At 58.6% G+C, this 20,263-nt stretch carries 16 protein-coding genes and 2 pseudogenes; 7 read left to right on the forward strand and 11 right to left on the reverse strand.

Annotated features, from left to right (window positions below; translation table 11 throughout):
• Positions 1-14 precede the first annotated feature (14 nt).
• The gene (locus tag EV281_RS11630; RefSeq protein WP_132653266.1) at positions 15-1,955 is read right to left on the reverse strand and encodes a mechanosensitive ion channel family protein; all 1,941 of its coding nucleotides are present in this window, start codon (positions 1,953-1,955) and stop codon (positions 15-17) included.
• Positions 1,956-2,681: 726 nt separating this feature from the next.
• Between EV281_RS11630 and EV281_RS11640 the strand changes: the two genes are divergently transcribed.
• A complete protein-coding gene (locus EV281_RS11640; RefSeq protein ID WP_132654256.1) occupies positions 2,682-3,437 on the forward strand; it encodes a transporter in 756 nt (251 codons plus the stop codon).
• 20 nt (positions 3,438-3,457) lie between these two features.
• Here the strand turns inward: EV281_RS11640 and EV281_RS31410 are convergent, their stop codons facing one another.
• From EV281_RS31410 to EV281_RS11665, 5 genes and pseudogenes are all read right to left on the reverse strand, one after another.
• Positions 3,458-3,649, reverse strand: coding sequence for a hypothetical protein (locus tag EV281_RS31410; protein WP_184327384.1), 192 nt, complete (start codon positions 3,647-3,649; stop codon positions 3,458-3,460).
• A pseudogene (locus EV281_RS32055) lies at positions 3,629-4,035 on the reverse strand (AAA family ATPase); the annotation flags it as partial. The pseudogene EV281_RS32055 and the gene EV281_RS31410, both read right to left, overlap by 21 nt.
• 3 nt (positions 4,036-4,038) lie before the next feature.
• On the reverse strand, positions 4,039-5,250 hold the full coding sequence (locus EV281_RS11650) for an alpha/beta hydrolase (protein ID WP_132653267.1): 1,212 nt from the start codon (positions 5,248-5,250) through the stop codon (positions 4,039-4,041).
• A 373-nt stretch (positions 5,251-5,623) separates the two neighbouring features.
• Positions 5,624-6,637: pseudogene (locus EV281_RS11660) on the reverse strand (glycosyltransferase family 2 protein); the annotation flags it as partial.
• 69 nt (positions 6,638-6,706) lie between these two features.
• On the reverse strand, positions 6,707-7,618 hold the full coding sequence (locus EV281_RS11665) for a glycosyltransferase (protein WP_132653268.1): 912 nt from the start codon (positions 7,616-7,618) through the stop codon (positions 6,707-6,709).
• A gap of 278 nt (positions 7,619-7,896) precedes the next feature.
• Here EV281_RS11665 and EV281_RS11670 point away from each other — a divergent pair, with 278 nt between their 5' ends.
• A complete protein-coding gene (locus EV281_RS11670; RefSeq protein WP_132653269.1) occupies positions 7,897-8,193 on the forward strand; it encodes a hypothetical protein in 297 nt (98 codons plus the stop codon).
• A 29-nt stretch (positions 8,194-8,222) separates the two neighbouring features.
• Here the strand turns inward: EV281_RS11670 and EV281_RS11675 are convergent, their stop codons facing one another.
• The 4 genes from EV281_RS11675 to EV281_RS11690 form a co-directional block, all read right to left on the reverse strand.
• Positions 8,223-9,674: a hypothetical protein gene (locus EV281_RS11675; RefSeq protein WP_132653270.1), complete on the reverse strand. Its 1,452-nt coding sequence runs from the start codon at positions 9,672-9,674 to the stop codon at positions 8,223-8,225.
• Positions 9,675-9,807: 133 nt separating this feature from the next.
• Positions 9,808-11,181 carry a polysaccharide biosynthesis/export family protein gene (locus tag EV281_RS11680; protein ID WP_132653271.1) on the reverse strand — a complete coding sequence of 458 codons (1,374 nt, stop codon included), beginning with the start codon at positions 11,179-11,181 and terminating at the stop codon, positions 9,808-9,810.
• A gap of 8 nt (positions 11,182-11,189) precedes the next feature.
• Entirely contained in the window at positions 11,190-12,140 is a 951-nt protein-coding gene (locus tag EV281_RS11685) for a glycosyltransferase (protein ID WP_132653272.1), read from the reverse strand.
• Positions 12,137-13,765, reverse strand: a complete 1,629-nt coding sequence (locus EV281_RS11690) for a Wzz/FepE/Etk N-terminal domain-containing protein (protein WP_245508258.1) — start codon at positions 13,763-13,765, stop codon at positions 12,137-12,139. Before EV281_RS11690 ends, EV281_RS11685 begins: the two co-directional genes overlap by 4 nt.
• On the opposite strand from EV281_RS11690, the gene EV281_RS31995 reads away from it, so the two are divergent.
• Positions 13,755-13,877, forward strand: coding sequence for a hypothetical protein (locus EV281_RS31995; RefSeq protein ID WP_281026257.1), 123 nt, complete (start codon positions 13,755-13,757; stop codon positions 13,875-13,877). The genes EV281_RS11690 and EV281_RS31995 overlap by 11 nt on opposite strands.
• 98 nt (positions 13,878-13,975) lie before the next feature.
• Here EV281_RS31995 and EV281_RS11695 read toward each other — a convergent pair whose 3' ends face one another.
• The gene (locus EV281_RS11695; RefSeq protein WP_132653274.1) at positions 13,976-14,689 is read right to left on the reverse strand and encodes a sugar transferase; all 714 of its coding nucleotides are present in this window, start codon (positions 14,687-14,689) and stop codon (positions 13,976-13,978) included.
• A gap of 465 nt (positions 14,690-15,154) precedes the next feature.
• Between EV281_RS11695 and EV281_RS11700 the strand changes: the two genes are divergently transcribed.
• The 4 genes from EV281_RS11700 to EV281_RS11715 all read left to right on the forward strand — a co-directional run bounded on the left by EV281_RS11700 (position 15,155) and on the right by EV281_RS11715 (position 20,226).
• Entirely contained in the window at positions 15,155-15,898 is a 744-nt protein-coding gene (locus EV281_RS11700; protein ID WP_184326759.1) for a Crp/Fnr family transcriptional regulator, read from the forward strand.
• A 119-nt stretch (positions 15,899-16,017) separates the two neighbouring features.
• On the forward strand, positions 16,018-17,409 hold the full coding sequence (locus EV281_RS11705; protein WP_132653275.1) for a glycosyltransferase family 4 protein: 1,392 nt from the start codon (positions 16,018-16,020) through the stop codon (positions 17,407-17,409).
• Complete coding sequence (locus tag EV281_RS11710; RefSeq protein WP_132653276.1) at positions 17,406-18,650, forward strand: glycosyltransferase family 4 protein; 1,245 nt, start codon at positions 17,406-17,408, stop codon at positions 18,648-18,650. The genes EV281_RS11705 and EV281_RS11710 overlap by 4 nt, the downstream gene beginning before the upstream one ends.
• 94 nt (positions 18,651-18,744) lie before the next feature.
• Entirely contained in the window at positions 18,745-20,226 is a 1,482-nt protein-coding gene (locus tag EV281_RS11715) for a lipopolysaccharide biosynthesis protein (protein ID WP_132653277.1), read from the forward strand.
• Positions 20,227-20,263 lie beyond the last annotated feature (37 nt).

Genomic DNA, 20,263 nt, shown 5'->3' on the forward strand with positions numbered 1-20,263 from the left:
GAAGCCGAGGTGTCTCAGCCTTCGGCCGCGCCGGCGGCCTTCGCCTGCTGGGCGGTGCGCAGCGTGGTTGCTGCAGCTGCAGCGCCATTCTTGTCGTCGCCGCCGACTTGCACCATCGGCTGAGCAAATTCGATGCCGTTATTCTGGAAGGCTTCACGAATCTTAGCGTAGGCCTTGCGGCGGATATAGGTTTGCATGCCAGGCACCGTCGTCATGGCGAAGCTCAGGACGATGCCGTAATCGCCGAATTCCTCGACACCCTTCATCTTGAGCGGTTCGATGAAAAGCGGGCCGACCTCTTCATCTTCCTTCAATTCCGTGCCGATGGCCTTGGTGATTTTGCGCGCCTTGTTGATATCGGTGTTGTAGGCGACAGAGATGCGGAATTTGTCGATCACCCAATCGCGGCTCATGTTTTCCACCGCGCCGAGTTCTCCGAAGGGCACAGTGAAGACGGGGCCGCGATGGTGGCGCAGGCGTACCGAGCGTAAGCTGAAGCCTTCCACCGTTCCCTTGTAGTTCTTCGCCTGAATATATTCGCCGACGCGGAAGGCATCGTCGAACATGTAGAAAACGCCGCTGATGATGTCCTTAACGAGAGTCTGCGAGCCGAAGCCGATGGCTACGCCGAAAATGCCGGCGCCAGCAATCAGCGGGCCGATCTCCACGCCGAGCTGAGAGAGCACGATAAGGGCGGCCATAACGGCGACCATGACCGCAAGCGCATTTCGGAAGATCGGCAATAACGTCCGGAATCTCGCACGCTTCGCGGCTTCGGCCGGAGCAAGACCGGTCGCGTCCCCAGACGTCTTGATAGTGCGGTCGATCCAGCCTTTTGCTAGCTGCCAGAGAAGATCGGCAATCAAGAGCACGATGACGCCTTTCAGGAGCCCATTGAGGATGGCCGATATCGTCGTGTTCTGATTTGCAAGCGAACTTGGGTTGAAGCGCCAAACCAGAGCCAACCAGCCAGCAGCGAGCGCGATGACGATTGCCCGGCTGCCGCGCACAAGCAAAATGCTTTTGGGGCTTTCGGGCGGCGTCGATGTGAGCGTTGCTGCAGCCTTGCCGACGGCACGCAAGAGATCGGGCACGACGAGCGCATAAATGCCGATCCAAAAGGCGCCCTTCAGGCCCAGGCACCAGAGAAGCCAGAGGAGACCAAGAAAGACAGTGAGGCCAGTCTTAACAACGAACGAGTGGGCCAATGCTGACCAGACCGCTTCGATCGCGAGTGCCAGCAGCAGAACCGAGAAGCAGTAGGAGATGGCCTCGGTGACCGCAGGATCGATGCCAAGCGGTGCTCCCAACGATGCGGTCGCTCCCGCAAACAATGCGATGCCGAGAAAAATCCGGGCACGCACGGCGAGCGCGGGACGATTGCTTTCCACGAGGCCGATCAGCACCGCGCCGAGACGGTAGACGATGAAGGCGACGAGATAGGCGAGGAGCACAAGCCGGGCAAGTGGCGGCCATTCAACGGCAAAGAAGATGATCGCAACGACGACCGCAAAAATCCCGACTGGAAGAAGGCGGGCGACCGGACCAATCGATGGAGACCGGGCGCGTCTATAGAGCCATTCGGCAGCAGCGCCGAGGGCGATCAGTCCCGAAAAAATCAGGAAGATGGGCGCATAGCCGTGCGAAATGGCATCCTGGCGGGCACGTGCGGCGCCTTGGGAGACTTCGGAGGGAATGCGTGGAATCGCGGCCAGAATGCCGTCGATACGCGCCCGTGCCTTCGTTTCCCACGCAGCAAATTCCGACGGTTCTGCAGCGGCTGCAGCCGTTGCGTCCTGCTCTTTTTTCCGGCTTTCCAGCCAGGTCTGGATCTCGGGATCCTGCAGCAAGCCTATCAGCTGGTCGATCTTCTGCTGGGGTGGTGATGGTGCGGTTTGCGCTGTCGCCGAGGTCATGACGAGAAGAGCCAGAAGAAATACCGCCAGCCTGATCATTCGCTATGTCTCCATTTCATGGAGGAAGGATGAGCACAGCCGATACGTTTATGGGAGTACGTTACTGTAAACTCCGGCGTAAAGTCGAGGAGAAGCGTAAATGGCAGCGGATTTACGGCAACGTACTTCCATCTTGCCCCTGCCATTTTACAATCGACGGGACGAACAGGAGCCCGGATCTCCAATGGCTACGGAAGAAGACATCAGGCGGAACGGTACGGAAACTGCACAGCGTGCGAAGTATCGTCGGCGGAGGCCAGGGCGGAACTCGAACACGAATTCTGTCCGATCCCAGATTCCATGCTACGGAACGACAGCGAGTGATCCTCCGGTTCGTGACCGGAATCTTGTCGATCCAGAAACCATCGACCTTCACGGGTGGGCGGGCGCCTCCTTCGGAGGTGATCGTTCGATCCGATCGTGACGGTTCGTCTGGGAATCCAAATCATGCCTTCGGGTGCCGCGTTCGAAGCTGTGCGTCGCCAAATGCCAGCCATGCCATCGTCACCTCCGGGGTGTGAGCTGGAAGCTTCGCGCGTCGGCACAGAAGACGGAAGTACGTTACCGTAAATGCGCTTGTATGAGATGGGCAGCGTAAATTTACGGTAACGTACTTGTTTGCCGGATCGTGCCTGTGTCTTGATGCCTCATGGATATCGGAGGGACATGATGGGCCGTATAAGGTTCACGCCTTGCTTGCTGGCGCTATCGTTTGGCCTTTCTGGCATGATCGGCACTGCCGGCGCGCAGGAGGCCGACAGCGATCTTGCCAAGAAACTCAGCAATCCAGTCGCTTCGCTGATCAGCGTTCCCTTCCAATTCAACTACGATCGTGGCTTCGGCCCTGAGGATGGCAACCGCGAGACGCTCAACATCCAGCCCGTGATACCGTTTTCCATCAACGAGGACTGGAACGTCATATCGAGAACCATTCTGCCGGTGATCTGGCAGAACGATATTGCGGGCTCCTCCGGCCACCAGTTCGGCATCGGCGATATCACACAGAGCTTCTTCTTCTCTCCCAAGCAGCCCGGACCTAGCGGGCTGATCTGGGGCATCGGCCCGGTCTTTCTTATTCCGACAGCCACGGACGAATTGCTGGGGAGCGGCAAATGGGGTGCGGGGCCGACCGCAGTGCTGCTGAAACAGGACGGTCCCTGGACCTATGGCATCCTTGCCAATCACATCTGGTCCTTTGCAGGCCAGAGCGACAGGGCGGACGTAAGTTCGACCTTCCTGCAGCCTTTCCTCTCCTACACAACGAAAAATGCATGGACCTTCACGCTCAACACGGAGAGCACCTATGACTGGGAAGCCAACCAGTGGTCCGTGCCAATCAACCTGCAGGCTTCGAAGCTTTTGAAATTTGGCCAGCAGCCGGTCAGCCTTACCGCCGGTGTTCGCTATTGGGCCGACGCGTCCGATAACGGGGCCGAAGGCTGGGCGTTCCGCGTCGGCATGACGTTCCTGTTTCCCAAATAGGGATGGGCATAGCGCTGCTGTCAGGCAAGCTCTCTTCTGTCAGGCGCGGTCGGATGGAGCGGCGGCAGTACCAATCGTTTTTTCTCGTCGATCAGCATGCCTCGCCAACCAATCGGCGATGGTTCGATATCCGAGCTCGCAGGCCCAAGACTGAAGGGCGGAGGCGCGGTGAAGAAGTCGGGTACGAAGACTTCGTCCCGGTTGAGCCGCATGATTGCGGCTTCCGATTGTTCGTCGGGATAGCAGACCTCGACATGCATGAGGAAACGGTCGAGCTGCGCTTCGAGCAGCGGATAGGTGCCCTCCTGCTCTATCGGTTTTGCGTCGCCATGACCATGAAGAGGCAGGCAGCGGATAGCTTTTGCCGCCGACGGTGACCTGTCGTTCCTCCATCGCCTCGAGCAGGGCCGATTGCACTTTGGCGGGCGCGCGGTTGATCTCGTCGGCGGGATGAGATTGGCGAAAATCGGTCCTTGCTGAAACTTGAATTCGCCCTTGCCGCCTTCGCACGCGCGACAGTTCTGAATCGAGTTTTTTTGGCCAGGCTCTTGATTGCCCGCGTCTTCGCAAGACCTGGCAGACCTTCGACGAGCAGGTGGCGTTACTGTGTCAGTGGCTCGGATTCCGGGTCGGAGTGCAGCGTATCTTCAACCTTCACCGGCTTTGCGGCGACCGGCGGATGTTCCACGATCGCCAGCGGGGCCGCGACGGCCGTGCCTGCGACCTTGCCCACCGTTTGCACCGTGCCGCCGACGACGGCGGCGACACCATCGCCGAGGGTTATATTGGAATCCGTCAGCGGCTGGCCAGTCATCAGCCGCTGGCCGATCAACTGTACGATCTCGGGGCTTTCGGCAAACTTACCATGGTTGAGCTTATCACCGGTGTTGACCTTGGTCAGGTCGATCGCGGTAATGCCTGCCTCTTCCAGCTTGCTGCGATAGGGCTCCTTCGATGGGTCAATGGCACCGAGCCGGGATACTTTGCCGGTGATCAAGCTGGAGACCGCCAGAGCCCGATCGTCCTGAGAAACGAAGATCGTGAATTTCGGATGTGGCGTGCCCATCTCCACGAATTGCTTGGCAAAGACCTGGATGTCGATATCGGGCGAGGCAAGAATGACGTCGCGGATCTTGGGATTCACATGCCCGTCGCGGATGCCCATCTGGCGCAGGGATTCCATCGCAAGCCAGGTCCCCATGGAATGGGCAAGGATGGTGATATCTTTGACGCTCGGATCCTGCGCGAGAATCCGCAGTGCCTGTTCGAGCGCTGTGCGCGAATAATTCGTGCTTTCCTTGTCGTATTCATAGGCTGTCAGCCGGGCGCGCGATGGCCAGGTGAAAAGGACCGGCGTGGCCTTCATACCGCTGTCGTGAACGATTTGGGCCAGCCGGAAGACTGAATCCTCATAGGTATTGTTGAAGCCATGCACGAAGACGAGAGCATGACCGTCTACGAGATGCTGTTTGAACCAGGCACGTCCCTCCGTTCGCGTATCGAGTGGCTCGACACGCGTAACGGCGAAATCGGTCGCTGGGTTAGGCGGCAGCCGCTCGGGCCATTGAACCGTGCCGGCCGCACGCTTCGGCGGAATGGAAATGGCGATGTCCGTCAGGTAGGGCTTGGGACTCCGCTCACCATTAAAAAGCGTTGCAGGATCGCCGGATGGCTGGCGCGTCGTAGCCACCAGCATCTCGACCTGCGAGGTTTTCGGAGTCTTGGCTGTGAGCGCAACAGGAGTCATCACCCCGGTCGGATGGCCGCAACCTGCAAGTACCGAAAGTCCGGCGAGGAGAATGCGTCTCGGCATAACTGTTTCCTGGTTTCACCGGAATGGCACCATAGGCCTCACGCGTGCGCGTGGAAGTACGTTACCGTAAATACCTGTTTTGAACAGGCGTTTACGATCGTTTTCATTAGTTGCCTTTTTCCCAGGCGACCGCAATACCGCGGGACAAAATCGGTCAAGGTCCAGATATTGTGCCGTTCGGCAAGAATTGCCGCATCTGACGCTTGACTGGCCTCGATTGTGGCAACGGCGCCACTGCCAAACGGCAGACGAACGAGAGGGCATCGACGAAGCGCCGACATTCTTAACGGGATGAAGCAACCTTATCCGGAACCGCGGTGGGCAGAGAAACCGCCGGCTGGGTCGGTTCGCCAGCCCGGAGATTTTTTTGTCTGATCTCCGCGTCGGAAAGGCTGCGCCAATGCTGCCAGCCTTCACCTTGTAGCAGACCATGGTCGGAGAGGTCCTTCCAGTGACTGTAGCTGCCGGTGCCGGTGTAGACGAAGTTGCGGGCGTCTTCGGGGGAGGAATACATCGTATATTCGGCAGTGTGCTCTGCGCGATTTGCGGTGTCGGCGACCTTGTGCAGGAAACTCGACAGAAACTTGAAGTGGAGGAGTGCGCCGGTGATGCCGACGGTGCCGCGCATTTCGCCGAGATTAAGGGAGAGTGGCCAGACCTGGTGCGAGGATTTGAGATAGAGGCGTTCGCCGGAAACGTAGATCAGTGGGATCTTATTGAGCGCCGGACCATCCCAGGTGCGGCCGCGGAAGTAGACACGGCCGCGCACTCCACCCTTGATCCAGATGGTCCGGCTGTTGCTGTCGAAATGCGATTCATAGCCTGAACGGTCGAAGAGGCTGCACACGTCGAGTGGGTTGCGGCCAGGCTCGCAGACATTTTCGCTGACGGGGTTGCGGCTGTACATATCGATCATGACCGAGCGTAGCGAGCAGGCGTCGACGGATTCCATATAGGCGGTCAGCTGGCTAATCGAGCGCGTATCGCAATGCGGATAGACGAGAAACTCGTCCGCATCGACATAGAGAACCCACTTTTCCTGGCAATGGCGGTTCATGACCGCGTTGATCCAGTCATTACCAAAGCGAGCCGCCTTATAGGAGCCGGTGGCCGAGAGCAGCGAAACATCCTCCATGCCGGATAGGAGCTCGGCCGTGCCGTCACTCGAGCCGTTGTCAATGCAGATGAAATGCTCGACGCCGAGATTGCGATAATATTGCAGGAAGAACTCCATGCGGTGTCCTTCGTCGCGGATCACGCAGATCAGGACATGGCGTGCCTGTTTCAGGCTGTCGCGCAGCCCGCCATAGCCGACTTGGCCGGCCTTCAGCGAGCGTCGCAGCCGGGCCTTGGCGTAATGCGAGATACTGGTGGTCAAAGCGCTCATTTCTGCTCCTGAACACTCGTGCCGGCGTCAAATTCCGGCTTTGCCTGCAGGGATCGGACGGGCGTCGCGTCAGCAGACATAGTCGCCGACGAGCAAGGTCCGAACATGCGGATTAGGGGCTTTGTTCTGCAGGGCATGTTGCATGCGCTCGCGGATCGAACGGTATTTATAGATCACCTTGCGGTCGAAGCTGATGCCTCGATAGAGAGCGTTATAGGCGGGGTGCGTTCTGCGCAGATCGGTATAGACCTGGCTCTCGGTGTCGCTCCAAGGAAAGAACGTGCCGTGCCAAGGTTTCGGGTGAGCCATGTAATGGACAATGGCGAGCGCGGACATATCCACCAGGTGCAGGAACTGCTTAGGGAAATTCCAACGGTTCGAGACCAGAATGAGGGAGGAGCCGCAGACATAGTTCAGCGCGCCCTGATCATGCTTGCCATCGCAGGCTTCCGGGTTCGTGGCAAAGAGCTGTAGCGCTTCCGGTCCGATCCAGCCATCGCGGTGGAATTTCAGAACGCCAGCATTGAAATAGCTGCTGTCCTTGCCGTTCTGCAACAGGCCGTGAATGGAGGTGTAATCGCGTGCTGCGAAGAACTTTCCAGGAGGCGCAAACGCATTTTCGAGGTCGGCAAGGCTGCTGACGATCTGTGTGTCGCCATCCAGATAGATGATCTGCGTATAGTTTTCCGGCAGCACCTGAGCCAGCACCAACTTGGCCATGGTGCTGACGCTGATGCGGCCCATGAAATGTGAACCATCGAGCTTGCCAAGAGATTCCTGCAGAGCTTCGGTTGCGTCCATCAATTTGACGCCGCTCAGCGCCAGCAGGCTTTTCAGCTCCTCGAAATTGTCGAGGTGCTCCGACATAAGAACGCAAATATCGGTCTCGGAACTTGCAAATTTCCGGGCCTGAAGCGCCGAAAGAATAGTCGGAAAGGAATATTCGACATCCGTAACATAGGCCACGCACTGATTACTCATGGTACAATCCTTCTCGTAATTCTTCGTCGGGAAGTGGCTGGGACTGCTCTAGGTTTCTTGCTGCCGAAGCGCTGTCCTGCACTTGCTGGATTCGGGCAGTTCCTCATCCAATCAGCAGCCAGTCGCGTCTCATCGGCACTTTGATCGCGGCGGATTGTGAGAAAATTAACTGCTGCCGTCGCTCCACTAGCAAAAGCTAGGTGTTGTAGATTGAGCCCTGTAATGTGAAGATTGGTATGGGACGCATGTGGGGCGGTAGAAACGGATAAGGCATCGCAATGCTGAACGGCACGATCATTGTGATTCTGATTTCGCTCGCAGCCGGAACGGCTATTCGCGCCTGGGCCTTCGCCATTTTCGCGATCGTCGTAGCTCTTGGTTTCGGTATCGTGGCCAATCAAAGCGCCTCGCTGCTGGAAGCGGCACTTTACGGCCTGGGCATCCTCGTGCTGATGCAGGTCTGCTACGTGACGGGCGTCTTCGTGGCCGGTCTCTGGCGCCGCAGCCGCAAGCCTGCCAAGGAAAGTGCGATCGCCGATCCAGCGCCTGTGCCAAGCAAACAGAGACAAAGCTGACATCACCGACATCTTTTCTGCCCCGTACATCATCGCGATGAAAACACCGGCGTACTCATCAGAGACGCCGGCGTCCTCTGCAGGCGGGTCGTACGCTGCGACGACGCGTGAGGCACGGTCAGGCAGCCGCTTGCGAGACCGGCCGTGATGCTGAAAAGCAGGCCGAGGTCTGTGCTGCTTCCGGAGATCGTCGCCGAAGCAATCTGTGCGACGGAAGCGAAGACGGCGGCCATTCCGATTGCCCGGTTTTCGCGGTTCACCAGCTTGCTGCGGCTAGCGGCCATCAGCAGGCTGTAGAGGAAGAGCAGGAAGAGCGCCGTGCCGGTCAGGCCGACATTCGACAAAAGTGCCGCAGCGAAGCTTGATGTGCGGACAGTGCCAAGGCCTGCTCCAAACGTCGCCGTTTCCACGAACGAGATCAGCGCCAGCGTGTTCCATGCAGCGCGCTCCTCGCCGGACTGCGACTCCAGCTTATTGGCCAGGGTAACGTTTGCCAGATCTCCGAGAGCATTCCAGATACTCGGGATCAGCGCCACGGCCATGATGACACAGGGCACCATAAGCAGGGTGATCAAAAGGAAGATGGCATAAGGGCGTGTCGCCTGGCCGCTCAGCAGCCGCTTGAGGCTGAACAAGACTGCGACGCCAATCATGAAGAGACCGGCGACATAGGCCGTCGTCGAGGTGCAGAGGACCAGGGTCAGGCCGATCGATATCGTCGCGAGACCGGTAAGCCGGCTCGGAAAGCGCTCAAGCCAGAGAATGAGGGTGAAGCTGAAGAACACCAATGCAGCGGCGCCATAGGCGCTCGCTTCCGGAAAGGAGCCGACGATGCGTTTGAAGCCGCCGATAACCTCGGCGGTGTGCATCGTGTAGTTGGCGTTGCGGATGAAATCGAGCACGTCAGGCTGTCCAATCGTGAATGTTGCGATATCAGCGAGGGCAAAACCCAGACAGACGAGCGCTGTCACGATGAGCTGGTGAGCGATGAATCGACCATATCCGAGCCGTGCAAGACCACAGACGATGGCGAAGCAGACGAGATCGCCGAGCAGATAGACGGACTGTGTCAGATTGGAAGAGCCCGGCGCAAGCGGCGACGCCATGATCGACATCAGACCTGAACTGCTGCGGGCGGACGAATAAACCAGCGTCGCCCCGGCGAAAATGCGCGGCAGGAAAAAGGCTGACACGGCGGAAAACAGAACATAGGCGGCGAACCAGAAACCGGGGCCGGGATAGGCCAGGCTCGTCAGCGCCGCCTGTTTCTGGCGCGGCCTCAGTAATATACCGACCGTGACGAAGAGGAGCAGCAGATGGCTTGGCTGAATACTGCTGCCGCCGAGTACCGGGAGCTGGAAGGCCGCAGCTGCGCCGAGCAGCGTGGAAATGCAGAGCGCTGTGATGGCGAAGCGGGATCCATAGTAAACAAGCGCCAGGCCGAGCAGAAGAACGATGAAGCCGATCGGTTCGATACTCATGCCGGAATCTCCAACATAGATCGAAGGTTCGTTGCCGTCACACCGCGCAGACCATGCGTGCGGCGCAACGAAACGCTCAATGCGGGCATGAACTCAATTCTTACGCTAACAGGCATATTCCTACCGCGGTCTCCTAGTTCGATCCGGTCTGCGATACCCAGTTCGGAGGAGGCGCGTAGCTCCGGGCGATATTGGGAACAAGGGCGGCCGGCTGCTGGGACGGGGGTGTCGGCGACGCGGCTGATGAGGTATCGACAGCGGCCTCGACACCGATCTCGACGATGTCGTGCGGCAGTAGGGCCGTGTTTTCATCTGCTACGATATTGCTGTAGCTGCCGTCCTCGTTGCGGCGAACGATCTTGAATTTCTTTTTGGTCGTGCCAAGGAGTGTCGATTCCGCGCCCATGCGGGCGAGTTCGGCGCTGTAGCCGGCCTGATCGCCAAGGAGCTGCGCCACCTGCATGTCGATCCCCGCCTTGTTGATCGCGAGGGTGATCGTATTCAGTTCCTGCTGATTTTCGGCATTGCGTTTGTTGATGACGTCAGCCTTTTCGCGCTGGCTCTCATTCAGGCCCTGACGGGATTTAGTGAGCGCGATCTCCAGATCCAGCAGTTCGCTCTGGGTTTCTGCCAAGCTCCGATCGACGGAAAATTGGCGGGTATTGCTGGTCAAACCCTTGCTGACGAGGCTGTTGACGTTGTTCAGCTCCTGCTGTGCGAGATCGATCTGCCGCTTCTGGGAGACGACCTTGGCTTCGAGAGACTGGATTTCCTGTGTGTAAAGACGGCTCAGATCATCAGCCGCCTCGACCTTGCTGTTGGTCTCGACAGCTCTCAGGCGCATCAGGTTCAGTTCCTCTGCCTTGAGCTTGCCGATATCGGGCACGCCGGCGATCTCCGAGGGAATGTCGAAATCGGACTGACCGGCAATCTCGGCGCGCAGGCGTGCCGCACGCATCAAGAGATCGCGGCGATTGAGGACGGCTGTACGATAGTCGCCGGCCGCCTGAATGCGGTCCCTGTCGTAGTAGCTGCTGTCGTCCCGCGCCCGCATGTAGCCGCCTGCGATGCTGACGGCTTTTATGACGGTCATATTGGGCTCGAAGGGGTAGCGTCCGGGCCGTTCGATGCTGCCGTTGACGAAGATCGGTGCGTGCTGGTCAATTTCAACGGCGATGAAAGGCCTTCCGGGAAGGTCGGCTTTTTCGGCCAGCGCGTCCGAAATGGCATCCGACAGTTGCTCGGTCGTCTGACCGGCAGCCCTGATCTGGCCGGCGATAGGGATCGAAAGATTGCCTGCATCATCGACGCTGTAGGCTCCATCGAGCGCTTCCCAGCTTGCATATTTTGAATCGGTAGAACGCCATTCCACTATCCGCAGCTTTATCTTATCCTCCGGGACGAGCGTATAGCTGTCGGCATGAGCAACGCTCCATCCCATCGTGCAGGTAAAGACGACGGCAAGGCCAATGAAGGGAAGATGGTCAAGCAAAGAGATGGGCCGCATAACGTCGGTTACCTCCGTTTTACCGCGATGAATGACGAAGACATATCGCGATTTGAGGGTTGGCTGAGTTCGAGGATGCGCATGGGAGACGCACGTCCCATCAGGAGATCGGACAAAGCCAGGAAATTGCCGTTCAGCCGGCCACGACGGTCGACTGCGCGATCGTTGAACAGGACACCACGGATGTTCGCCAGGATATTGCGGCTGATCTGCGCGAGCGCACGGGTCCAGGACATGGTGCCCTTGCGCATCAGATGCGCGGGATTTGCGACCTGCGAATAGCCGAGCCTCTTGCCTGGCTGGCGACCGGACTTGACGCCGAGATGCACGCCGCAGGCACCCGAGATGCGCACCGACCGTCCGTAGCGCGCGATGGACCGGCTGAAATCGACGTCTTCCAACCACCCATAGAGCGGCAATTCCTCGTCGAAGGCCAGCCCGTCGCTGATGATTGGTGCCATCCGAACCGCCATGTTGCATCCGTAGGCGTTGTAGACTTCGGTCACCTGCGCGCCTCTTTCGCCTGCGGTCGTGATGATACGTATGGCTTCGGACTGGGTCAGCCCCTCGCCGAGAATGCCGTCGGCAAGAACGTCACCAGTGGCGATGACCACATCCGGATTGTCGGCGAAGACGGCTGTCATGCGTGGAATGAAGCCGGGCGCGGGGATGAAGTCGTCGTCGAGGAAGATCAGCACGTCTATGTTTGCGCTTGCGGCCTCAATGATACGGTTGCGCTGGCACGTCAGGCCGCGAGGCCCGACCATCAATTCCACGTTCTCGCGGCCGCCAAGCCCGCCGGCGTCATCCAGATTGGGAACGCAGACGATGATGCGCTCCGGCTGAGGCTGGAGGCTGTCGATATAGGTTACCGTCTCCAGAAGCGTCGCCGGCCGGCCCGCGGATGCAATGCCGACGGCGATCTTCAGTTTCGGGGACTGTGGGATCGGGGCAGTCATATCCGAACACTCGACGGTGTGTTGTTGACGATCGCGCCGAGAATTTCTGCTCCGACATTACGCATGCTGTCGACGACGCGAACGGTCTCGTCAATAGACGTGCGGCCGTAAGAGGTTACGACGAGAACGCCATCCAGCTCCGGAGCGATCGCATTGGCATCCGGCGACGAGGTGAAGGCGGAGATATCGACGAATATGGCGTCGAACTCCTTCTTCAGGTCGTTGAAGCTTAGCTGGGTGCGGCGCGAGCTCAGGCGGATGGCGGGTGTTACGGCGCGGACCTTGCCAAGTGGCAGGAACTTCAGCGTCGGCGTCAGCGACAGAGTGGCAGTGCGGATCGCCTCTATATTGTCGAGCACATCGATCAGGCCGGCTGAACTATTCGGCGCGATGGACTTGCTCAGGGAGGACTTTGTCGCCGCAGCATCGATCAGCAGGGTCCGCGAGCCTGATATTGCCGAGAGTACGGCGAGTTCGCAGGCGATGGTGGATGCGCCACAGCCAGGGTTGACGGCAACAATGCCGATCACCACTCGTCGCCTGCGGCGGAAGCCGGTCACAGTCGCACCAAGTTCGGCCATTCCGGGGATCAGCGGGTAGGCGACGGTGCCGCCCTCGTCGGCAGCAGGCAGGGCCCCCGTGCGGCTAATCTTCTTTGCGCGCCCGAGAGGTGTGACGAAAGGCAGGCCAGCCGCCTGCGACAGCTGCTGCGTACGCATGATGCGCCTATCGCTAACGTGGCGGATCATAGCAAGGCCGAGGCCGGAACCGGCGCCGACGACCAGCGCGAAGGCGAGGATCAGCGAATTGTTCGGCTGCGCCTTGGAGAGCGGTGAGGTAGCCTGCGAAACGATGGTGGCGTCGGAGACCGGATAGGAAATGCGCTGTTTGGCCTCGGTGTATTGCGTAAGGGTGTTTTCGAAAAGCGTGCGGCGGGCGTCGGTCGCGCTCTGCAGCTCGGCAAGCTTGAACTGGTCACGCGGATTTGCCTTGAACGTAGCAAGTGCGTTCGCGGCATCGGCAAGTCCGCGCTGCTGTTCATTGACGAACTGTTCGAGCCATTCGCTGTACTGCTGGGCCGCAGCAGCCTTCATCTGGACATTCTTGCGGATGTACTGCTGTGCCACCGCATCGGCGATCTCGACTGCTTTTTGCGGGTTGGAGGCAGATGCGGATATCTCGAGTATCGTCGACTGGCCGATGCGGCGCATTGCGACGATATTGCGCAGCCGCGCGATCACCCGGTCCGTCCGCGTCGCTTCTTGGTTTGCCGCGGCGGCCTGAGTATTACCTGAGGTCGCGTCGCCTGGTACCATCTGGGGCTGCACAGTGCTGGTGAGGTTGCCTGTCAGCCAGTCCTTGACCTTGTCCTGCAGGGAAGTGGCCTGATCGGAGAAGGCCGGATCGCTGGCGAGATTCAGTGCGCTGGCGGCACCGCCAAGGACGTCGCTGGACTTTGCTATTTCAAGCTGCGCATCGATGAAGGCGTCTTCGGCGAACGCCCTTTGAGCGTCCGAGCCGTTCACCTGCGGGAAAACCATGAGTTGTGTGCTGGCCACATAAGTTGGCTTGGCGACGAAGAGATAGGTGGCAGCGAGCGCCAGGAAGACCAGGGTGGTAAGCACGATCCAAGGCCAGCGCATCCTGATGAAAAAGGACAGGTCCCGCAGCGTCAGCGACGAACTACCGCTGACGGTGGTCGGCAAGGAGATTGGAGAGACGCTGCTGAAGACGTGATTTGAGTTCATCGTGTTCTGATCCAAGGGCTAGAGGGTCTTTTTTCGTTGATATCCAGCAGGTGCGGATGGCCAGCCAGGCCACACGTCGTTCTTGGATTAGTAGCAGCCGCGCTGTGAAAACAGGGCGGGAACGGTTTTCGCGATGATGATGAAATCGCGCGCGAGCGACCAGTCACGGACGTATTGGACATCGAGTGCAACTCGATATTCGTAGCTGACATCGTTTCGGCCGCTGATCTGCCATTGTCCCGTCAGACCTGGTCTCGCGGCCATGTAGCTCGTGACATGCTCGCCGTAGCGGGCGAGTTCTTCGGCCGTCACCGGCCGAGGACCTACAATGCTCATTTCGCCGCGCAGGATATTGATGAGCTGCGGCAGCTCATCAATACTGGACTTTCTCAAGATCTCGCCGACTGCAGTGATGCGCGGATCGTTCCTCAGCTTCCGCGTTGTTTCCCATTCGGCCCGCGCTGACGGATTGGTGCGCAGCAACTCGGCGAGCTGGGCGGCGGCATCGGTCCTCATGGTGCGAAACTTGAGGCAGCCGAAAGGGGTGCCTCCATAACCAATGCGCGTATGCGAATAGAAGACTGGTCCCCGGTCGCTCAACTTTACGATGAGCGCCACGATCAGCATGAGAGGTGACAGCAGAACCAGAGCGGTGGTTGCAATCACGATGTCAACTGCCCGCTTGGATGCCCGGCCGACTACATGAGTCCGCGATACTATGCTGCGCTCACTATTCGACCCGGACTGGTCAACGTTCGGCCAGGGCTCACGAACCTCAATACTGTGTGCTTCCCAAGTCATCGACCGACTCCACAAGTTTTCAATTAGAACCTTATGAAGTTTGGTGCACTGCAATGTGCTTGTCTGTGACCACGGTCATAATGCTTAGCAAATTCTTTATGCTAATACTCTGATGCTACGGAATTCTCTGCAGATTGGACGAAACAGCATTTCTAGTTCCTAATTTATTCCAGAGTTTAATCTATATGTCGTCGCGACGCACGGCTTCAGCAGATGAAGTCGGGCGTTGCACTTGTTTTTTTGGACAATTTTGATTTCGATCAGCCCAGAAATGGCCAGTTCGTTATAATAGAATTCTCGAATTCGACGGATATTAGAAAAGATATAATTTCTATAACCGCTGGTATCGTCACTATTATTTGAGATGCTCTTGTCATCTTCGATTGTTATTTGACTCTCCAGTTGAGACAATATAAATGATGCAGTGCAGCATCAGCTACGACCAATCTGTTTTGTTGGAGAGTTATGCGCATGGACGGAGCTACACAAACTCGAGAATATAGGGTCGCGGTGGGCAAGGCGGCTATTAGCGTTGTTCCGGATACATCTTTGAACAATCGCATCTCAAGTGACGACGACTTCCCGTTCTCCCGCGCGACTGCTCGAAACTTCCGTCGCGGCGAACTTATTGCAGGCGCTGGAATCCTCGTGGACATGTTCGCCCGCGTGCAACGCGGTCTTGTCAGCGCCAGTACGATGTTGCCGGACGGCAGGGAATTCATCGTCGAGATCATTCCGAGGGGAGGTTTGATCGGTGAACTGGAAGTATTGCGCAGGCAAATGCTGAACCTGGAGTATAGAGCAAGTTCGGATTGCGAGCTATACTTCTTCGAAGGGCGCCTGCTGCGCGAAAGGTACACGACCGATCCACAGTTCCAGGAGAAGGTCTTTTCGAGAACGCTTGCGCGCGTTTCCGAACTGGAACGACGCATCATTTCGAATGCCGGATCGAGCCTGCAATCGCGGCTGGCGGCAATGCTTCTGCGGCTATCTACGGTCTACGGAAAGGACACGCCAGCCAACCGGGACGTGCTGGTCATCTCCCAGAACGATCTGGCGGCGACGCTTCCGGCTTCTCGTGAGAAAGTCAACCAGTGCTTGCGGCGCTTGCGCGAATGCAAGGTGATCGACGGAGGCCAAGGCAGGATCCGTATCCTCAACCGCAAGGCGTTGGAAGCCTATGCCGATGGTGCAGTGTCGGCAAAATAATAGACTTCGTCAGTATTCGGCTGCCGTCTGCAGCCGGTCGATCACCATTCCACCTCTCATGGACGGCATAGGGGCCCAGCCGTCAAAGCATCCATCGTGTCTGTCGTCGGAGAGCTTCTATGAACGACATCGGCCAACTGCGTCCTGATGAGACTGGATCTGCCGCTTCGACCTTACGGTGGCCGGCGTCCGGACGCTATGCAAAATTATGGAGGGACGGCGTCGCCGCGCGACCGGTGCTCGACCGCGTGGTCGTCATTGATGATTATTCCACGGCGAGGGGCGGGGCGACCGCGCTTGCGGTCCTATCGGCGAAGCTCCTTTGCGGGCTCGGCATTGCCGTGACTTATATCTGCGGCGACGATGGAGCGAACGAGGAACTTACGTCTCTCGGCGTTTCAATCGTCAAGCTGAACAGTCGTGATCTTTTGAGTTCCAGCCGCGCCAGGGCCTTTCTAACCGGTATTCACAACCCTGCAGCAGGCAACATGATTTCATCCTGGGTGCGTGCCAACGATACGCCCCAGACGATCTATCATGTCCATGGCTGGCATCAGATTCTGTCACCGGCCATCTTCGACGCGCTTACACCTGTTGCAGAGCGGTGCGTCGTTCACGCACATGATTTCTTCACTGGTTGCCCCAATGGGGCTTTTTTCGATTATCAGGCGCAGCAGATCTGCAAGCGGCGCCCGCTCGGAACAGGCTGCATTGCGACTTCCTGCGACAAGCGCAGCTATGCGCAAAAGCTCTGGCGGACGGCCCGCGGCGCCAATCTCTTCCGTGCGCTCAGAAGCCGCCCTGCCTTCGGCAAGATTATTCTGCTTCATGAAAAAATGGCCGAGTTCCTCGTGAGATCCGGCTACCAGCCGGAACGGCTCGTCACCATCCGCAATCCGATCGCGGCGCTGACGGCCGAGCGGGTCACGGCCGAGGATAACGACGAGTTCGTCTTCATTGGACGGTTGGACGAGGAAAAGGGAATCGAAGACGCGCTTGCCGCGGTGCACAGGGCTCGAGCAAGGCTGTGCGTGATCGGCGACGGACCGCTGATGCCGAAGGTCGTGGCGGCCGGCGCTCATGTCCGGGCCATGGGCTGGCAGTCGCATCCCGAGATCGGCCGGATTATCCGCAGTGCAAGCGCGCTCGTCATGCCGTCGCGCTATCCGGAGCCGTTCGGCCTTGTAGCGATCGAGGCGGCGCGCAGCGGACTTCCTGTCATCATGACCAAGGGCGCCTTCCTGGCCGAAGAAATGGAAAGTGCCGGCATGGCGATTTCCTGCAACACAATGGACGAAGAAGCTTTCGCTGCAACGCTGACGGTCTTCCGCAACATGCCGAAAGAGGATGTCCGCCTCATGAGCGAACGTGCCTTCCGGCTGTCGCCCCATCTGGCAACGACGCATGAAGAATGGCGCGATGCCCTTCTCGCGCAATACCGCAATCTGATTTCCACACATGTGGTGCCCGAGCCGAGGGGCGGGGCGATCGTACAAGGAGCGTTCAGGTGACTGTCAAAGCAGCAAGCTCTCTCTCCGAAGCAATGGCCTTCCGAGGCGATGCACCTGTCCTGGCAAAAAGCAGGACGGTCGATGCTGGCGGCAGAGCGGACATAAAACAGCCTCGCGTCGCTATCGTCCACTATTGGCTGGTGTCGATGCGAGGTGGCGAAAAGGTGGTGGAAGAACTCTGCCGCATGTTCCCGCAGGCAGATATATTCACGCTAGTCTACGATCCCGATCGTATCAGCGATTTTCTGAATAGCCGCAATATCCATACATCCTTCCTGCAGAAGATCCCGCGTTCGAAGCGCTACTACACGAAGATGCTGCCGCTGATGCCCTTTGCGCTCGAGCACTTCGACCTGCAGGATTATGATCTTGTCATTTCAAGCGAATCCGGTCCCGCAAAGGGTATCATTACGCGGGCGGATGCGCTTCATATCTGCTACTGCCATTCGCCCATGCGTTACATCTGGGACCAGTTCCATGTGTACCGGCGCGGCGTTTCGCGAATCGGCAAGGCAATGATGTCGCTTACTGCGCCGATGCTGCGCGCCTGGGATGTCACGACCGCCTCGCGCGTCGATACTTTCGTAGCGAATTCCAGCTATGTCGCTGGTCGTATCCGTCGGTTCTATGACCGCGATGCCGTGGTCATCTATCCGCCGGTCGCGACCGATGATTTCGCCATCGGGCAGGGCAAGGGCGAGTTCTATCTCTGTGCAGGCCAGCTCACCGCCTACAAGCGGCCGGACATTGCCGTGAAGGCTTGCACCGAAATGGGCCGCAACCTGGTCGTGATCGGTGAGGGGGAGCAGGAAGCCTATCTGAAGTCGATCGCCGGACCGACGGTGCAGTTTCTCGGTCATCAGCCGTTCGCGACACTTCGAGATCATCTGTCGCGCTGCCGCGCACTGCTGTTTCCGGGCATCGAGGATTTCGGCATACTGCCAGTAGAGGCGATGGCGTCCGGCCGGCCGGTTTTGGCCTTCGATGCGGGTGGCGCACGCGAAACCGTCTGCGCGCCGCATGTCGGCTTCCGCTTTGCGGAGCAGACTGCGGAAGCATTGATGGAAACGATGGCGGCCTTCGAAGCGGTCGAGGACACGCTCGATCCGACGGCGATCCGTAACCATGCCCTGAGATTCTCCGCTGCGGTTTTTCGCGACCGCCTTGGCGCCCTCATCGATGAACAGCTCGCCAAGCATGGATATCAGGCCGCAAGTGCTGTCCGGAAGAAAGTGAGCTGACCTCCGGCCCAGAGGCCGGCCGGCAAAATCCAGAGCGCCGGGTACTCCGGCGCTCCTCATAAGAGGTTCGTTGCACATGGCCAAGGAATAGATCGTGTCGAGCATATCGCATAGGACCGCGACAGCAAGCATCTGGACAATCAGCGGAAAATTCCTGGCACGACTGCTCGATTTCGTGAGCCTGCTCATTCTCGCGAGGCTCCTGAGTCCGGCCGATTTTGGGATCGTCGCTATTGCCACGTCGGTTCTTGTCATCGTCGAGGCGGTCCTCGACCTGCCGCTCACCCAGGCGCTCGTGCGCGTTGCGGCGCCGTCCGAGCGGATGTTTGCCACTGCCTTCACATTAAGCCTCATCAGAGGCACGGCGATCAGCCTGCTGCTGATCATCATCGCCTGGCCGATGGCTCTCATCTACAACGATCCGCGACTTTTTTCTCTGGTTGCCGTGATCTCGATCGCACCTGCGATGCGGAGCGTGATCAGCCCACGCATGGTGCTCTTCATGCAGCGGTTCGATTTCCGGCGCGAATTCGCCCTCGATCTTATTACCAAGGGATCGACGTTGATCTTCGGCGTTGGCGTTGCGCTTGCGACCGACAGCTACTGGGGACTGGCGATCGGGGCCGTCGCCGGACCGACGGCGGCGACCATCGTTTCCTATATCTTCGCGCCCATGCGGCCGAGGCTCAGCCTCTCGGAATGGAAGCACTTCCAGGACATGATTGGCTGGAACACAGTTTCGCAGGTTCTGAACTCGCTCAACTGGCAGATGGACCGGCTGCTGCTGCCGCGCTTTACAAGCCTTTCCACCTATGGCGCATTCAGCGTCGCGGACAATCTCGCAGGCATTCCCTATCAAACATTCGTCGGTCCGCTGATGCGTCCGTTGATGGCTGCATTTTCCAATGTCAGCGACCGGAGCAAACAGATTACCGCCTATCTGAAGGCGACCAATGCGATCATGGTCGTGGCGTCGCCCATTCTGCTGGTCATCATTTTCCTGGCAGAACCGATCCTGCGCATTGTGGTCGGCGAAAAATGGGCTTCTGCGGCACCAATCCTGCAATGGTTCTGCATCGTCAGCCTGATCGGCCTGCCGACGACCATCATGCCGCCGCTCGTGATGGTTCTCGACAAGACCCGCTATGTGGCTCTGCGGATGTTCGCGGAATTTGCAGTTAGGGCGCCGGTTACTGTGCTCGGCGTGGTGATGTTCGGGCTTGACGGGGCCTTGGTGGCGCGCGTCATCGCCGCCGTCGTTGCCTATGTCGTCTGCCTTCTCATCACACAGCGGCTGATCGGCGCTTCGATCGGCGCACAGCTTTACGCATTCGTTCGGCCGCTTGCAGCCAGCTTGCCGATGATCGGTTTCCTGCTCTGGGTTCAGCCTGTCCTGACTGCGATGCCTCTCGGTATTGAGCTTATCGCCGGCGTCGGCCTTTGCACCGGCGCTGCGCTTGCGATCTTCTGGATCTGTTCGCTCTTGCTGTGGCAGACCGTCGGGCAACCCGACGGGCTGGAAGCCATCGTCATCAGGAAGTTCACGCCCTGGCGAAACGGGGTTGTCGTTTCATGACCGGATCGCAAAACCCTGCGACGGAGTCGAGTTCTCC

This window comes from Rhizobium sp. BK418 (genome assembly GCF_004341105.1).
Taxonomy (GTDB): Bacteria; Pseudomonadota; Alphaproteobacteria; order Rhizobiales; family Rhizobiaceae; genus Rhizobium.

What these genes read in the sequence shown, in the direction of transcription:
- EV281_RS31410 (WP_184327384.1), bottom strand. Translation starts at nt 3,649, where the DNA reads ATGCGGCTCAACCGGGACGAAGTCTTCGTACCCGACTTCTTCACCGCG.
- EV281_RS11665 (WP_132653268.1), bottom strand. Translation starts at nt 7,618, where the DNA reads ATGAGTAATCAGTGCGTGGCCTATGTTACGGATGTCGAATATTCCTTT.
- EV281_RS11705 (WP_132653275.1), top strand. Translation starts at nt 16,018, where the DNA reads ATGAACGACATCGGCCAACTGCGTCCTGATGAGACTGGATCTGCCGCT.
- EV281_RS11650 (WP_132653267.1), bottom strand. Translation starts at nt 5,250, where the DNA reads ATGCCGAGACGCATTCTCCTCGCCGGACTTTCGGTACTTGCAGGTTGC.
- EV281_RS11675 (WP_132653270.1), bottom strand. Translation starts at nt 9,674, where the DNA reads ATGAGTATCGAACCGATCGGCTTCATCGTTCTTCTGCTCGGCCTGGCG.
- EV281_RS11685 (WP_132653272.1), bottom strand. Translation starts at nt 12,140, where the DNA reads ATGACTGCCCCGATCCCACAGTCCCCGAAACTGAAGATCGCCGTCGGC.
- EV281_RS11680 (WP_132653271.1), bottom strand. Translation starts at nt 11,181, where the DNA reads ATGCGGCCCATCTCTTTGCTTGACCATCTTCCCTTCATTGGCCTTGCC.
- EV281_RS11630 (WP_132653266.1), bottom strand. Translation starts at nt 1,955, where the DNA reads ATGATCAGGCTGGCGGTATTTCTTCTGGCTCTTCTCGTCATGACCTCG.
- EV281_RS11640 (WP_132654256.1), top strand. Translation starts at nt 2,682, where the DNA reads ATGATCGGCACTGCCGGCGCGCAGGAGGCCGACAGCGATCTTGCCAAG.
- EV281_RS11700 (WP_184326759.1), top strand. Translation starts at nt 15,155, where the DNA reads ATGCGCATGGACGGAGCTACACAAACTCGAGAATATAGGGTCGCGGTG.
- EV281_RS11695 (WP_132653274.1), bottom strand. Translation starts at nt 14,689, where the DNA reads ATGACTTGGGAAGCACACAGTATTGAGGTTCGTGAGCCCTGGCCGAAC.
- EV281_RS11670 (WP_132653269.1), top strand. Translation starts at nt 7,897, where the DNA reads ATGCTGAACGGCACGATCATTGTGATTCTGATTTCGCTCGCAGCCGGA.